This window comes from Streptomyces sp. NPDC041814, from assembly GCF_055590565.1.
In genome coordinates this window covers 88,706-102,822 of record NZ_JBVJAM010000017.1, presented here as the reverse complement: position 1 = coordinate 102,822, position 14,117 = coordinate 88,706, and the positions used below count along the sequence as shown (strand labels likewise).

The following is a 14,117-nucleotide window of genomic DNA, read 5'->3' as shown; positions in this document are numbered from 1 at the left end:
AAGCCCGGAGCGGGGCATGCCCGGCGCGCTGGCCGGAGTCCCAGATGGCCGGGCGTCATGTTGAGGTATCAGGCTCCGGCCGGCCGTGACCTCTCGTGTTGAAACTCGTCACCTCCCGTGACAGCCGCGAAAGGCTGCTGACGGCATCAGCGGACTTGCGCAGAACGCAACGTCCGGCAGGTCTTGCCGCCCCGGGAAATGGCATGTTCCTCTGGGATGGCACCCGGCGACGAGGCTACCGAGCCGGGGGTGTTCAGGTAGTAGCCATAGGTATGGATGTGACGCCGCTTCTGCTGCGCCCGACCCTGGGGCATTCCTTGAAGTGGGATAGCCATGTCACTCCGTTTCGACCCCGACGCCTTGCGCCGAGTGCGCGAACAGCAAGGCATCAGTCAGGGCCAGCTCAGCCGCCAGGTGGCCGGTAACCGCATCGCGGTGAACGCCTGGGAGTGTGGCCGCAAGGTCCCCACCCTCGACACGATCGGCCGTCTCGCCGATGCGCTGGGCATCGAGTACACCGACCTGATCAGCCGGACCAGCCGAGAGGCGGTGTCGGCATGATCGCCAAGGACGCGCGTCCCATGACGGACGCTGAGCGTCGTCGGCTCATCCGCTTGATTTTCGGCCCCCGCAAGGAGACCACCCAGGGCGGAGGCGAGGGCGAATGACCACCGCGAACATGGATCGACCCCCGGTCGCCACAACCGAGGGCCAGGAGATCCACCACAACACCGGGACCAGCGAAGCACGCGATTTGAGCGGCATGCAAGCTGCGGATGACTCGCGCGGCGTGCTGGCGAACGCCCTCGCCCTGGCGGGCCGAGGTGTGGCCATCCTCCCGTGCCACACCATCAACGGTCACGGCGTCTGCACCTGCTACAAGAACGGCTGCCCGAGCCCCGGAAAGCACCCCCGGACCAATGACGGGTCCGAGGACGCGACGACCGACCGTGACGTCATCCTGGGTTGGTGGCGGAAGTGGTCCGGCAAGCTCAACTTCGGTCAGACGCTGGCCGATCGGTGCGTGGTGGACGTCGACACGAACGACGGCAAGACCGGTGCTGAGACGCTGGAGGCGCTGGAGGCCGAACACGGTCAGCTCGTGTCGACGCTGACCTATCGAACCGGACGCGGCGGCACTCAGTACGTCTACGCGTGGCCGGACGACGCCGACCACGAGGCGTACGGCAAGAGCCTGGGCGACTACGTGGACTTCAAGCACGGCGCGACTCAGTACGTGATGGTGCCGGGCAGCCGGACGGAGGGTATCTACGAGGCCCTCACGGATGTGCCCCCGGCCCCGGTGCCCCGGTGGGTGCTCGGAGCGGCTCCGAGAGCCGCCGGAGGGTCTTCCCGGGCCTACCACGTAGAGCTGCCCCGGGTGCCGGTCAGCCTCGCTGAGTGCCGGACGCTGGCGGACTGCCTGTCGCTGCCGAGGGACCACCCGGAGCGGGGTGACGACTGGCTGACCAAGGTGGCCGGGTTCGAGGCCCAAGGCGTTCGCAACGTGACGGCGCTGTTCGCGAAGCTCCGGGCGTACAACGCGGGGTCGTCCGACCCCATGGACGACGGCCGGGTTCAGAAGATCGCTGAGTCCGTCTGGCGACGTGAGCAGGCGAAGGCCGAGAGCACCATCGCCGAACTGGTCGAGGCTGGCGACCTGGACGCCGTCCGTGAGGCCGTACGCGATACCGCCGACTACAAGCGCAAGCTTGTCGAACAGCGCGCGTTGGCAGTCGCCCGTGAGGATGTCGCCCGGGAACTGTCGGGCATCTCCGACGAGGCCATCGCCGAGCCCGAGGTGATGAGCCTGGCCGACATGATGGCCGAGGTCGACGCAATGGACGCGCCGCAGTGGCTCATCCAGGGCCTGTGGCCCGAGGACGCATACGGCGTGCTGGCTGCCCAGAAGAAGGCGGGCAAGACGTGGTCGGCGCTCGACCTGGCGGTCTCGGTGGCGTCCGGTGGTCGGTGGTTCGGCGAGTTCCAGTGCAAGCGCGGCCCGGTGATCTACATCATCGGTGAGGGCGGCAAGCGAAACACGATCCGGCGAATCCGGGCCATCGCCGAGCACAAGGGCGTGAACCCGGCCTCGTTGCCCATCCAGATCTGCACAATGCCGATTCAGATTACGAAGGCCGAACACCTGGCGATCGTCCGGAAGTGGATGGACACGGTCAATCCGGTAATGGTCGTCATCGACCCGTTCTACCTGAGTCAGGGATCGGCCAACGGCACCAACCTGGCCGAGATGGGCGAGACCCTGCGTGAGATCCAGGTCATCGTGTCGAGCAAAGACGCGGCCCTGGTCATCGTCCACCACTTCAAGAAGGGCTCGGCAGCTGGCACCGACCAGATGACGGGCGTCGGCCTCCAGGAGTGGGGCCGCGTGCTGGCCACCGCTGGCATCGCCGAAGGCGGCATCGTCGACGAGGTCACGAAGCGCACCCGGGTCAAGATGAATTGGGCATTCAGCGGAAGCGAGATCGCCCCGCAGGAGTTCACCGCGACGCGCGAAGTGTGGAGCACCGACCCCGACAGCCTGACGGCTCCGATGCGGTACGAGGTCAGCGTGGGTCGGGCCGACAGCGAGTCGGCCAGCGATGGACCCCGGGCGCTGTCGGCCGGTCAGAAGCTGCTGTACGAGGCCACCAAGGCACTCGGCACGGCGAGCCCTGCTGACGTGTTCGCGTGGCTGGAGCAGAACCGCAAGAAGCGCGAAGTGCTCAAGTCGAAGGACGCCGTCTCGGAAGGGTTCCGCAAGTTCCGCGAGAAGCGGCCTGACGTCATCGCGTACAGCGATGCGAACGGCACCGTCGAGTACCGGCTGACCTAGGCCCCCCCACGCACTGGGCCCCCGGGCAGGGGGGCCACGTGGGGGCCCTGCGTGGACTTGCTGGGTGGGAAAGCCTGGCCGGTCAGAGGGGGTCCACGCCCCCACGTGGCATCCCACGTGGCACCCCATCCACGCCCCCACTCCCCCCCCATAGGGGAGTGGGGCGCGTGGGGGCGTGGGGGGCCGGTGTGGGAGATAGCGAGAAGAAATAGAAATCAAACTTACAGAATCGAGGAAATCAAGTGGCAATCAAATGGTTCAAGATTCAGGTGGACGACGCCGGAGGAGCCGTGTATCGGTCGGAGCTCAGCCCCACCATGAAGTTCGGCCAGCAGTCGGACGGAATGTACATGCACGCCAAGGTGGTGCGGAGGTGGGACGAGGTCGACGAGGAATATCACTGGGTCACCGTTTCAGGGCCGCTTTGGAAGGGTGCGCGCATCGTGGCCGAATTCGGCAGCCGCGAGGACTCCTTGGCTGACAAGCAGCTTTGCGAGGGATGAGGCCCGGGACGGCCCACGGGAGACCACGGAGGACCGCCCCACGGCCCGAGTGCCGCAGGCACCGGGCGAGGCCACGGGAGATACCGCCGGACGCCGGGACGGCACCAGTGCGCGGCAGCGGGTGGTCCCGGGGCGGCCCCGTGGCGCGGCCCCAGTAACGACGAGTTCCCAACATTCACCGGTCGTGCCGGCCGGACTTCAATATTTAAGAGCCACGGAGGAGCGATGGAGTTCTGGAACGCACACCCGAAGGTGCAGCTGGGGGAGCGGTGGGTGGCCCTCAGGCGACACGGGCTCTTTGATCCGGACTGGTGTCTCGCCAGGGTGACGGACGGGCGCGGTCGGCGACAGCTCGACCAACTGCTGCGCGACGAGTTCGCACGGCCCGGCTTCAACTCGGTCTTTGAATACACGGTCGTCGCCAAGGAGGACGCGGGCAGGGTGGCCCAGCGGTTCGCCGAGATCGGCCACGCCGACCGGCTCATACTGCGGCTGCTGCCCGAAGCGCCGCGTTTCTGAAACCGGACACGCAGAAGCCCCACCGGAATGAACCGGCGGGGCTTCTGCACCGATGGCCAACATCCCCAGGAAAGCACCCCGGAAAGACCGCGTCTATCTTGCGCGAAACGCAACCCCAAATGGTACTACCGTGCGGTGCACCGCACGTGATGGACTTTTTCCATGGACGGAGCGAAGATCCGGGAGATTCGGCGTTCCCGGAACATGACGCAAGAGCAATTCGCCGATGAGCTGGGGACGTCGCGTTTCATCGTGAACAGGTGGGAAGCCGGGGTGCACCGGCCGAACATCGAAAGCACACGGAAAATCGCGAAGGTCGCCGGAATCACGATCGATGAACTCATTGAGGAGGTGACCGAATGAGCGAGTACGTGAAAGCGGACGCGGGGTGGGTGGCCATCGAGAGCGACCCGGAATTCGGGGCCGAGGTGCACCGGGTGCGGTTCTTCGAGGTGGACGACGAAGGCGTCCGGCCGCTGATCAAGGACGTGGACGGGGTGATGGTCCAGCCGGGCCGCCACACCACCGACGTGATCCAGGCGAGTGGCCTGGACGCGGTACGGATCGCCGCACTGCGAGAGCTGATTCGGCTGGCCGGACGAGCCCGGACGCAAAAGCAGATGGACGGCATCGCCGAGGCGCAGGCGCTGATCATGCGGGGGCCCGGTGGGTGACCAGGTCGCCAAGGCGCTGGAGAAAATCCGCGAAGCGGAACCGGTCCAACCTCGCGCGGAGATGGTTATCGTCCTGGCGCAACAAGGGATAGGGCGAAACGAGATTTCCCGACGTACGGGGATTCCGGCGGTCACGGTTTCACGGATCGCAGCAGCCGAAGGGCTCAAGTTCGACCGAGCCAAGATGGAGCGACCGCTCAAGGCGCGAATTGCCGATCTCAAGCTGGCGCAGGCCGGAATTGCTGAAGGTCTGCAAGAGGACGTGACATTCGCCCGGGTCCTGCTGCGCACGGCCAGGACCCACCGCGACTACGCGTTCGCCGCAAAGGCGATCAGCGATCTCACTCAAGCCGTTCAGCGCATGACGCCCGAGGTCACCAGCGCCGAATCCCTCGAAGAGGCCAAGGGCTTCTTGGTCGACCTCAGGGACCAGCTCGCCGCAGTGCGCGACGACTTCGAAAAGCAGACCGGCGTGGCCTTCGAGAGCGACGAGGCCGGGCGAATCATCAACCAGCAGGAGGAACCAAATGACGAATCGTAACTTCGGCCAGGTCGTGCAGGGGCCGATGGCGCCGGACGGCCCGAGCGTGGACGACCTGCGGGCGGACCTGTACGGCGGACAGGTGGCCGGGCGGTTCACGTTCCGGGACGCCGAGGGCGTGACCACCGCCAGCGTCACGGACGGCCAGGAGACCCGGCAGGGCGACGGCACCGTGACCGAGGACGAGATGGCCGAGATCCGGAGGTCCGCCGGGACCCGGGCCGAGGACCGCCGGGATCTGCCGGACCCGAAGTCGTACGTCGAGCGGATCGACCCCACGACCGGGGTGGCCACCCGGACCTACGGCGACGGCCGCACCGAGCAGGTGTAGCGGCGGGGCGGGACGGGGGTCCGGACGGCCTCTCGTCCCGCCCGGGGCCCGTGGGCCCGCCAGCCGCCGGGAGGCCGGGGGAGAGCCGCCCGGAGCCGCAGCCAGAGCGGTGCGCGGAACGGGCGTCAGCCCGCCTCTTCCGGCTGGCACTCGTCCGCCGGATCTGGCGGGGGTCCGCCGGATCTGACAGCCGGGTCCGGGCCCGACCCCGGACCGGGTCCGGCCGATCTCGGACCAGATCCAGACCCGGAAGCCGGACCCCGTCCCCAGGGTCCAGATCCCAGGGCGCCGGGTCCGGACCGCACTTGCCGATCTCGCATCGACCTGGCGCGAGATCCAATACCCATCAAGGAGCAGCAACCATGAACGAAGCCGAACTGATGCAGCTTGCCCGCCAGGCCATCGAGGACGAGGACACCGCCCGTCTCGACGCCAAGGCGGCCGAGCTGGCCGCAGCCGACGAGCGCAACCGGCTTGCCGCCGAGAAGGAGGCCCGGACCGAGGAGCTGAAGGCGGCGGCCGAGCAGGCCATGAACGCCGAGGGCGTCACGCTCCCCCACATCGCCCGCAAGTTCGATGCGGCGGTGGCCTCGCTGGTCGACCTCGGCCGTGCGGCCTGCACCCGTAACGAGGTGATCAGCCGCCACGCTGAAGGGCTCCGGGCGGCAGGACTCAGCGACGCAGAGCGGACCCCTGCGCGAGAGCTGCTGGCCCGAGCGCTGGCCATGGCCGCCAACCAGGTTGCGACCCCGGACAACGGTCTGGGCCGCCTGGCCAGTGGCCTGCTGGGTCACACCGGGCCCATGCACCGCCTGACCGCAGTAGAGCGCGCCGCCCGATAGGCCCGTCCCGGCCTCCCGTGGTACCTCCCGCCGCACGAGAGATCCGGCCCGGTACTCGGTGCCCGGCCGGAGGTTGACGACCCGCACGCAGAAGGGGCCCGGAAGCTACCCCGCCAAGGATTCGCTTTCGGGCCCCTCAACCACGAACGACCTGACAAGGGAAGGCCGCCCAAACCCAGAAAAGCACGGGGGGCGGGTGGCCGGAAGGGACCACCGATGGCCACCGCCAAGACGTTCAAGCCGGAATTCCGGACCCGCACCGGGAAGCGCGTCAGCTTCGGCGCGAACTACACCCACAACACCGCCGCCAAGCGCCGCGCCGGACTCACCAAGAACGGCCTTCCCCGGGTTTCTGTGGGGGGTGCTGGCACGATCGTCCGGCGCCCTCGCCGCTGGAGGACGTGGGCCATTCTCGGCGCCAATTCGGCAGTGCTCGGCTGCTGTTTCGCCATCCGTGAGCTGGGGCCCGTGCCCGGCGGCCTGGTGATCGCCGGAGGGCTCTACGTCGCGTACAAGGTCGCGCGCTGGACGGTGGGGGAGGTGGCCCACTGGAGCGTCAAGGCCCGGCAGATCAGGGGCCGCGACCAGATGGCCACGCTCGCCAGCGACGGCCTGCCGACGCCCCGCGTTCCGGCCGACACGGTCAACCACTCCGGCTTTCAGCGGTAACGAGCCGTAATTGGAAAATGGAACTGTAAACCCCGCCCCACCCCCTCCCCGCCGGGTACGTGCCCAGGCATGGGGGGTGGGGCGGGGGTTCCACTGGGTGTTCCAGTTCCAGTTTACAGTTACGAGAAGTGACGATTACGGGTCGTGAATTCAGGTGCGTGAATGGGTGTGGTCGCGCCTATTTCGGCCGCCTTTTTGGTTTCGGTTAAATTTGAGAAATTGTGCGGCGCGCAAATCCCGTGTTTTGATTTTCCTGTAATTCCGGACCGGCCGGAATTCGGAGAATTCGGGAGACACGAAATGGCCGCGAACAAGACCGCGAACAAGGTTGCAGCCGACCAGGGCGAGCGCTGGACGCCGTGCACCTGCTCGCAGTTCTCCACGGAGGACGGCCGGACCACCGGCTGCGCGACGACCACGACGCGCCTGTTCGCCCCGGGCCACGACGCCAAGCTCAAGTCTTTCCTGATCAAGGCCGGTGCGGCGGCGGAGATGGTCACCCGCACCCAGGACGGCGTCGTCACCAGCGGCCAGGCCGACTCGATGGCCGCCGGATTCAAGTTTGCCTACATGGTCAAGGCCGGAATCGCCCGAGCCCGGGGCAAGGCCGCCGAGAAGGCCGCCAGGGCCGCCGACCGCGCCGCCAAGAAGGCCGCCCCGAAGTCCGTCACCGCCAAGGTCGGCCGCTGGGAGCGCACCGGGACCGTCGCGGGCGACACCTTCACCTACACCGACGCCAAGGGCGCGACCAAGACCACGACCAAGTTCCAGCTCGTCTGACCATCCCGCCGCCGGGCGGTCGGTCAGGCCGCCCGGCTCCTCACCGAGGAGCCCCCGATGTACAAGATCCAGTTCCGCAACCCGCAGGGCCGCATGGTCACCGCCCAGAACCGCGACGCCGACACGATCCAGAGGCTCGCCGACAAGGCCCGGCGCGACATGCCCGAGACCCACGAGTTGAGGGTGCGCGAGGTGGTCATGGACCAGGCATCCGGCGACTTCATCTGGGCCGACTGCACGGCCGACTTCACCCGCTGACGAACGAGCCCGGCCGGGGGTGCCACCCCGGCCGGGCCGAATGCTGAAACAAGGAATCGCCAGCATGAACCAGAAGAACACAGACGCTCTCGACGTCGCCATGGGCGTCATTGACCGGGTCACCCAGACGGCCAGGTTGCGGGCTGTCGCCTATGCCCGCGTCTCGACCGAGGAGCAGGCCAGGGGGTACGGCGTCCAGGCCGCACTGAAGAAGATCACCCGGTACATCGGGCGCAAGGACTGGGACCACGTCGGCACCTACACCGACGAGGGCATCTCGGGGTCGCTCGAAGCGGCCGACCGTGAAGATCTCAAGCGGCTGATGGGCGATGCCCACCGCACCCCCCGACCCTTCGACATCGTGGTCGTGAGCGAGGGCCGCGCCATCGGCCGGACCGGGCGGGCGTTCTGGCGGTGGGTCTGGGCCCTGGAAGACATCGGCGTGTACGTCGGCGTAGTAGAGGACGACTACGACAACAGCACGGCCGAGGGTCGCAAGAAGATGCGCCGTGACGCCGACTACGCCGAAACCGAGTGGGAGACCATCCGCAGGCGCACCCAAGGCGGCCTCCAGGAGAAAGCCGAAGACGGCGGGTGGCCCGGCGGCATGCCGCCGTACGGTTACGAGATCGCCTGTCAGGGCCAGAAGGGCAAGTCACACCTTGTCCAGTGCGAGGCTGAAGTCAAGGTGCTGCGGCTGGCCTGGCGGCTGATCGTTGAGGACGGCATCAACAACACGCGCGAGCTGGCCACCCGCCTCAACGCCGAGAACCTGTTCACTCGGTCGGGTGTCCCTTGGACGCACTCGAACCTTCGGGCCAAGTTCCTCAGCGAGTCGACTCTCAATGCCCGCGTGATCTTCCGGAACCCCAACCGGACCCACGCCGGGCACGGGGCCAAGTTCGGCCGCGACGGCAAGCCGCTCAACGGCGAGACGGTCATCATCAAGCTGAAGCCGATCTTCACGCCGGACGAGGTGGCCGCCCTGACGGCAGCCCTGGGCCGGACGTCCAAGGGGGTGGGCAGGTCGCAGCCGCAGGCGTACCCGCTGTCGAAGCGACTGTTCAACGAGCACACCGGCTGCAACTCGCACCACGTCGGCATGGCTCGGTCCGGCCGGGAAGGTCGCTGGTACCGGTGCTCCGGGCTGGCCGCGAGGTACCCGGGCGGCTCGGTGTGCGATTGCAAGATGATCGACGCCGACACGATGGAGGCGGCGGTCTGGGGCGAGGTGGTCAACCTGCTGGGTGACCCCGCCCGTCTCAGGTCGATGGCGGCTGAGTGGGTTGGCATGACTGAGGGCGACAAGGTGCAGCACGCCGACCGCATCGCCGACTTCGACCGCCAGATTGCGAACCTGGACCGAGCCATCGCGACCACGCTCAAGGAGTACGCCAAGGCAGGGCTTCCGGCGTCGGCAGTGGTGGAGGTGACCGCCGCCCTTGTAGAGGAGCGACGCCAGCTCACCGACATCCGCGACGAGGCCGCCGCGTGGCTTGAGGAGACCGTGGCCACCGCCCAGCGGGCGCGCGACCTCGAAGCGCTGGCCACCGTAGCCCGTACGCGGCTGGCCGACATGGACCCGGCCGACCAAGCCGAGGTGCTGGCTCTGCTGGACGTGCGGGTCACGGTCACCGGGCCCGTGCCCAGACCGAAGCTCGGGCTGTCGTGCTCGATGGCGGAGTGGTTCAAGGAGGCCGGGCGCCAGGTGCCTGCCGAGCTGACCGACGAGGCGTGGGCCCTGGCCGAGCCGATCGTGAAGGCGTGGGAGTCGCCGAATCACAAGCTGATCTCTGGGCGCCTGATGCTCGACGCGATGTTCTACAAGGCGCGCACCGGCCACCGCTGGCAGGACCTGCCCGAGCGGTTCGGTCCGTGGAAGGGCGTCCACACCCGTTATAAGACGTGGCGCACCTGCGGGGTCTGGGACGACCTGATGGCCGCGCTGCCCGTGGATGGCCCCGGGTACCGCCCTGTCCCGGTGCTGCACCTCGTGCCGCCCTTCCGGGTGGAGGGCCGCGTGGACCCGCGTGTCCTGACGGGTGCCGATATCCAGGAAGAGGGGGTGGCCCCGGAAACAGGCGTCCCGGGGCCGGCGACCAGCGGTCTGTCGGCCGGTGTCCACGAACTCCTGCGCGGGGAGGGCGTACTGGTGACGGACGCCGCGGAAGTGGTCGAGCTGGTGGGCGACATGGGGGAGCTGGCTCCCTCCAGGAGCGGTCCGGTGCTGCCCCGGGACCTGCTGGACACCGTCGCCGGGCGGGTGCTGGACGCGCTTCCGGCGCGCGCCGCCGTCGATGCCCGGGAGGTGGCGCGAGGCGCCGGGACCAGCACCGACGAAGCCCTCGGCAAGCTGTACGAACTGCACTCACTGGGATACGTCGAACGCGTGGGCGAGGGCTGGAGGTTGACGCGAAGGCCGACTTGCCGGGACGACGCGCGGCGAGGCGATTCTTGACCTGGGGCATTCGGGTGAAAAGGTGATGCCGATGACCTCGGCGGACGCTTCCACGGTGACTCCGGGGCCGGTGAGCGCCCGGTCGGCATCCTCTATCCTGCGCGCACCGCGACAACCCAGTCACGCTACGCTCACAAGGATTCCGCCCCAGAGACAAGTCCCAGTACTTCACGGCAGAACGGCTCAAGGCACCACATGCCCCCTCACACCTCCGGGTCTGACCGCGCGGCAGTACCACCGGCTGCGCGTGGCACTGTGCGCCCTCCCGCCCCGTCCTCGCTCGACGAGTTGTGGCGCTCGTACAAGACGACCGGCGACGAACGGCTGCGGGAGCAGCTGATCCTGCACTACTCGCCCCTGGTCAAGTACGTCGCCGGGCGGGTGAGCGTGGGCCTGCCGTCCAACGTCGAGCAGGCGGACTTCGTCTCGTCCGGGGTGTTCGGGCTGATCGACGCGATCGAGAAGTTCGACGTCGAACGGGCCATCAAGTTCGAGACCTACGCGATCACCCGCATCCGGGGCGCGATGATCGATGAACTCCGGGCGCTGGACTGGATCCCCCGTTCCGTACGGCAGAAGGCGCGCGCCGTCGAACGCGCCTACGCGACGCTGGAGGCGCAGCTGCGCCGCACCCCGTCCGAGGCGGAGGTCGCGGCGGAGATGGGCGTCACGCTGGACGATCTGCACGCGGTCTTCAGCCAGTTGTCCCTGGCCAACGTGGTCGCGCTGGAGGAGCTGCTGCATGTGGGCGGCGAGGGCGGCGACCGGCTGAGCCTGATGGACACCCTGGAGGACACCACCGCCGACGACCCCGTGGAAGTGGCGGAGGACCGCGAGCTGAGACGGCTGCTCGCCCGGGCGATCAACACCCTCCCGGACCGCGAGAAGACGGTCGTCACGCTCTACTACTACGAGGGCCTGACCCTCGCCGAGATCGGCAACGTCCTCGGGGTCACCGAGAGCCGGGTCAGCCAGATCCACACCAAGTCGGTGCTTCAGCTCCGCGCGAAGCTGGCGGACGCCGGGCGCTGAGCCGGTCCGCCGGGCACCCGGACCGGCCACCTCGGCCCGCACGCGTACCTCTCGGCAGCGGTCGCCGTAGAGTGGAGGCGTGCCCAGGATTCGAGCGGCCTCCGTGGCCGAGCACCGGACCATGCAGCGCGGCGCCCTCCTGGACGCAGCGCGCTCCCTGCTGTCCGAGGGGGGCACGGAAGCGCTGACCTTCCCCGCCCTCGCGGAACGCACGGGCCTCGCCCGGTCCTCCGTCTACGAGTACTTCCGCTCCCGCGCCGCCGTCGTCGAGGAGCTCTGCGCCGTCGACTTCCCCGTCTGGGCGGCCGAGGTGGAGAGCGCGATGGAGCGGGCGGGGGCGCCCGAGGAGAAGGTCGAGGCGTACGTCAGGCGCCAGCTCGACCTGGTCGGGGACCGGCGCCACCGGGCCGTGGTCGCGATCTCCGCCAGCGAACTCGACGCGGGCGCGCGCGAGAAGATCCGGGCAGCGCACGGCGGGCTCATCGCCATGATCGTGGAGGCGCTCGGCGACCTCGGCCACGCGGAGCCCCGCCTCGCGGCCATGCTGCTCCAGGGCTCCGTGGACGCCGCCGTCCGGCGCATCGAGCTGACCGTGGCGGAGGAGCCGGGGGTCATCGCCGACACCGCCGTCGCCATGATCCTCGACGGCGTCCGGGGCGCGGCCGCCCGCGACTGACCCCGCCGCGACGGCCGCGACCACCACCGCCACGGCACGGCGAGCACCACCAGCAGGGCGGGCACCGCCGCCCCGCGTGCGGCCGGCGCCCCAGCCTTCGGCGGCTCCGGCAGCGGCACGCCGTACACCGGCAGCAACCGCGAAGGGCCGCGCCGCAGCAGCGCCGGCGGCAGCAGCGACAGCGGGTCCAGATACGCCTCCTCCCGGCGCAGCCCCCAGTGCAAGCAGGCCGCCGCGCAGTGGAACGGCCCCGCCTCCAGCACGGCCACCACCTGGCCCGCCGTGACCTCGTCGCCCTCCGCGACCAGCGGGCGCACCGGCTCGTACGTCGTCCGCAGCGGCGGGTCGCCCGTCCCCGCGAGCTCGACGGAGACCACCCCGCGCCCGGCGACCGCCCCCGCGAACGAGACCCGGCCCGCGGCGGCGGCCAGCACCTCGGTGCCCGGCGCGGCCGCCAGGTCCACGCCCCGGTGGCCCGGCCCGTACGGACCGGCGGGCGGTTCCCATCCCCGTACGACCGAAGGCCGCCCCGCCAGCGGCCAGACCCGGTCCCCGCCGCCGGGGCCTTCCCGTTGCGGCAGGCCGGGCGCGCGGGCTCCGGCCTGCCCCGGAGGGAAGGCCCCGGCCGCCTCGGCGGCGACCGGCCACCCGCCCCACGCCGTCAGCGCGGTGAGCACGACGGCCCAGGGCAGCCACCACCGTGCTCGTTCCCCTGTGATTCGCATGGCGCCACCGTCCCCCGTGGCCCGCCCGCGCGGGGATCACGAGGCGGATCTGTGGACTACCGGCCGGTTGTGGACAGCGCCGTCACCCGGCACCCGGACGGTCCCGTACACTTCTTCAGGCGACCCGGGTCACCGGGTCGACTTCGCACGCCCCGCCACCACCCGTTCAGCGGAGGTGGCCGCGCCCCTCGGTCCCTTGCGGCACGGCGCGCCGGGGCGTCAGGCGCGACAGCAATCCTGCTGCCGCGACAACCGAGAAAACCAAGGAGTACGGCCATGGCCGTCGTCACGATGCGGGAGCTGCTGGAAAGCGGCGTCCACTTCGGTCACCAGACCCGTCGCTGGAACCCGAAGATGAAGCGCTTCATCTTCACCGAGCGCAACGGCATCTACATCATCGACCTGCTCCAGTCGCTGTCGTACATCGACCGCGCCTACGAGTTCGTCAAGGAGACCGTCGCGCACGGCGGCTCCATCATGTTCGTGGGTACGAAGAAGCAGGCCCAGGAGGCCATCGCCGAGCAGGCGACGCGCGTCGGCATGCCGTACGTCAACCAGCGCTGGCTCGGTGGCATGCTCACCAACTTCTCCACCGTCTACAAGCGCCTCCAGCGCCTGAAGGAGCTGGAGCTCATCGACTTCGAGGACGTGGCCGCCTCCGGCCTCACCAAGAAGGAGCTCCTGGTCCTCTCCCGCGAGAAGGCCAAGCTGGAGAAGACCCTCGGTGGTATCCGCGAGATGCAGAAGGTGCCGAGCGCCGTCTGGGTCGTCGACACCAAGAAGGAGCACATCGCCGTCGGTGAGGCGCGCAAGCTCCACATCCCGGTCGTCGCGATCCTCGACACCAACTGCGACCCCGACGAGGTCGACTACAAGATTCCGGGCAACGACGACGCGATCCGCTCCGTCACCCTGCTCACCCGCGTGATCGCCGACGCCGTCGCCGAGGGCCTCATCGCCCGCTCCGGTGCCGCCACCGGCGACTCGAAGCCGGGCGAGAAGGCCGCCGGCGAGCCCCTCGCCGAGTGGGAGCGCGACCTGCTCGAGGGCGACAAGAAGGCCGACGCCGAGGTCCAGTCCTCCGTCGAGACCGAGAAGGACGCCGCCGCCGACGCGGAGCCGGCCGCCATCGCCGCCGAGCAGGCCGAGGCCCCGGCCGCGGACGCCGAGCAGGCCTGACACCCGTCACGGCTGAAGACGGCGGGGGCCGGTGCACTGGCACCGCCCCCGCCGTCCACCCGTAGATCTTTCAGACTTCGAGAGAGAACACAGA

General features: G+C 69.2%; 15 protein-coding genes and 3 pseudogenes. 17 read left to right on the top strand and 1 reads right to left on the bottom strand.

The window, feature by feature from the left end:
• Window positions 1–333 precede the first annotated feature (333 nt).
• From ACZ6C6_RS32450 to ACZ6C6_RS32375, 16 genes and pseudogenes are all read left to right on the top strand, one after another.
• Window positions 334–561, top strand: coding sequence for a helix-turn-helix domain-containing protein (locus ACZ6C6_RS32450; protein WP_469208087.1), 228 nt, complete (start codon window positions 334–336; stop codon window positions 559–561).
• Between the two features lie 103 nt (window positions 562–664).
• The gene (locus tag ACZ6C6_RS32445) at window positions 665–2,836 is read left to right on the top strand and encodes an AAA family ATPase (RefSeq protein WP_469208086.1); all 2,172 of its coding nucleotides are present in this window, start codon (window positions 665–667) and stop codon (window positions 2,834–2,836) included.
• A 242-nt stretch (window positions 2,837–3,078) separates the two neighbouring features.
• On the top strand, window positions 3,079–3,339 hold the full coding sequence (locus tag ACZ6C6_RS32440; RefSeq protein WP_469208084.1) for a hypothetical protein: 261 nt from the start codon (window positions 3,079–3,081) through the stop codon (window positions 3,337–3,339).
• 225 nt (window positions 3,340–3,564) lie between these two features.
• Entirely contained in the window at window positions 3,565–3,858 is a 294-nt protein-coding gene (locus ACZ6C6_RS32435; RefSeq protein WP_469208082.1) for a hypothetical protein, read from the top strand.
• Window positions 3,859–4,020: 162 nt separating this feature from the next.
• A complete protein-coding gene (locus tag ACZ6C6_RS32430; RefSeq protein ID WP_469208080.1) occupies window positions 4,021–4,221 on the top strand; it encodes a helix-turn-helix transcriptional regulator in 201 nt (66 codons plus the stop codon).
• Window positions 4,218–4,532, top strand: coding sequence for a hypothetical protein (locus tag ACZ6C6_RS32425; RefSeq protein WP_469208078.1), 315 nt, complete (start codon window positions 4,218–4,220; stop codon window positions 4,530–4,532). Before ACZ6C6_RS32430 ends, ACZ6C6_RS32425 begins: the two co-directional genes overlap by 4 nt.
• Complete coding sequence (locus tag ACZ6C6_RS32420; protein WP_469208076.1) at window positions 4,525–5,073, top strand: hypothetical protein; 549 nt, start codon at window positions 4,525–4,527, stop codon at window positions 5,071–5,073. Before ACZ6C6_RS32425 ends, ACZ6C6_RS32420 begins: the two co-directional genes overlap by 8 nt.
• Window positions 5,060–5,404: a hypothetical protein gene (locus tag ACZ6C6_RS32415; RefSeq protein WP_469208074.1), complete on the top strand. Its 345-nt coding sequence runs from the start codon at window positions 5,060–5,062 to the stop codon at window positions 5,402–5,404. Before ACZ6C6_RS32420 ends, ACZ6C6_RS32415 begins: the two co-directional genes overlap by 14 nt.
• Window positions 5,405–5,766: 362 nt before the next feature.
• Complete coding sequence (locus tag ACZ6C6_RS32410) at window positions 5,767–6,246, top strand: hypothetical protein (RefSeq protein WP_469208073.1); 480 nt, start codon at window positions 5,767–5,769, stop codon at window positions 6,244–6,246.
• Window positions 6,247–6,462: 216 nt separating this feature from the next.
• Window positions 6,463–6,915: a hypothetical protein gene (locus ACZ6C6_RS32405; protein ID WP_469208071.1), complete on the top strand. Its 453-nt coding sequence runs from the start codon at window positions 6,463–6,465 to the stop codon at window positions 6,913–6,915.
• A 300-nt stretch (window positions 6,916–7,215) separates the two neighbouring features.
• A complete protein-coding gene (locus ACZ6C6_RS32400) occupies window positions 7,216–7,695 on the top strand; it encodes a hypothetical protein (protein ID WP_469208069.1) in 480 nt (159 codons plus the stop codon).
• A 57-nt stretch (window positions 7,696–7,752) separates the two neighbouring features.
• Window positions 7,753–7,953, top strand: coding sequence for a hypothetical protein (locus ACZ6C6_RS32395; RefSeq protein WP_469208067.1), 201 nt, complete (start codon window positions 7,753–7,755; stop codon window positions 7,951–7,953).
• A 40-nt stretch (window positions 7,954–7,993) separates the two neighbouring features.
• Window positions 7,994–9,880: pseudogene (locus ACZ6C6_RS32390) on the top strand (recombinase family protein); the annotation flags it as partial.
• 153 nt (window positions 9,881–10,033) lie between these two features.
• A pseudogene (locus ACZ6C6_RS32385) lies at window positions 10,034–10,411 on the top strand (DNA-processing protein DprA); the annotation flags it as partial.
• A 195-nt stretch (window positions 10,412–10,606) separates the two neighbouring features.
• Window positions 10,607–11,443, top strand: coding sequence for an RNA polymerase sigma factor WhiG (gene whiG, locus ACZ6C6_RS32380; protein ID WP_469208065.1), 837 nt, complete (start codon window positions 10,607–10,609; stop codon window positions 11,441–11,443).
• 103 nt (window positions 11,444–11,546) lie between these two features.
• Complete coding sequence (locus tag ACZ6C6_RS32375; RefSeq protein ID WP_469208201.1) at window positions 11,547–12,119, top strand: TetR/AcrR family transcriptional regulator; 573 nt, start codon at window positions 11,547–11,549, stop codon at window positions 12,117–12,119.
• A 242-nt stretch (window positions 12,120–12,361) separates the two neighbouring features.
• Here ACZ6C6_RS32375 and ACZ6C6_RS32370 read toward each other — a convergent pair.
• A pseudogene (locus tag ACZ6C6_RS32370) lies at window positions 12,362–12,844 on the bottom strand (peptidoglycan DD-metalloendopeptidase family protein); the annotation flags it as partial.
• Window positions 12,845–13,120: 276 nt separating this feature from the next.
• On the opposite strand from ACZ6C6_RS32370, the gene rpsB reads away from it, so the two are divergent.
• Complete coding sequence (gene rpsB, locus ACZ6C6_RS32365; RefSeq protein ID WP_143625983.1) at window positions 13,121–14,023, top strand: 30S ribosomal protein S2; 903 nt, start codon at window positions 13,121–13,123, stop codon at window positions 14,021–14,023.
• Window positions 14,024–14,117: the final 94 nt, after the last annotated feature.

Excerpts from the sequence above, each read along its gene's own strand:
- ACZ6C6_RS32430 (WP_469208080.1), top strand. The coding sequence starts at position 4,021 with ATGGACGGAGCGAAGATCCGGGAGATTCGGCGTTCCCGGAACATGACG.
- rpsB (WP_143625983.1), top strand. The coding sequence starts at position 13,121 with ATGGCCGTCGTCACGATGCGGGAGCTGCTGGAAAGCGGCGTCCACTTC.
- ACZ6C6_RS32405 (WP_469208071.1), top strand. The coding sequence starts at position 6,463 with ATGGCCACCGCCAAGACGTTCAAGCCGGAATTCCGGACCCGCACCGGG.
- whiG (WP_469208065.1), top strand. The coding sequence starts at position 10,607 with ATGCCCCCTCACACCTCCGGGTCTGACCGCGCGGCAGTACCACCGGCT.
- ACZ6C6_RS32410 (WP_469208073.1), top strand. The coding sequence starts at position 5,767 with ATGAACGAAGCCGAACTGATGCAGCTTGCCCGCCAGGCCATCGAGGAC.
- ACZ6C6_RS32445 (WP_469208086.1), top strand. The coding sequence starts at position 665 with ATGACCACCGCGAACATGGATCGACCCCCGGTCGCCACAACCGAGGGC.
- ACZ6C6_RS32450 (WP_469208087.1), top strand. The coding sequence starts at position 334 with ATGTCACTCCGTTTCGACCCCGACGCCTTGCGCCGAGTGCGCGAACAG.
- ACZ6C6_RS32425 (WP_469208078.1), top strand. The coding sequence starts at position 4,218 with ATGAGCGAGTACGTGAAAGCGGACGCGGGGTGGGTGGCCATCGAGAGC.
- ACZ6C6_RS32400 (WP_469208069.1), top strand. The coding sequence starts at position 7,216 with ATGGCCGCGAACAAGACCGCGAACAAGGTTGCAGCCGACCAGGGCGAG.
- ACZ6C6_RS32395 (WP_469208067.1), top strand. The coding sequence starts at position 7,753 with ATGTACAAGATCCAGTTCCGCAACCCGCAGGGCCGCATGGTCACCGCC.
- ACZ6C6_RS32415 (WP_469208074.1), top strand. The coding sequence starts at position 5,060 with ATGACGAATCGTAACTTCGGCCAGGTCGTGCAGGGGCCGATGGCGCCG.
- ACZ6C6_RS32435 (WP_469208082.1), top strand. The coding sequence starts at position 3,565 with ATGGAGTTCTGGAACGCACACCCGAAGGTGCAGCTGGGGGAGCGGTGG.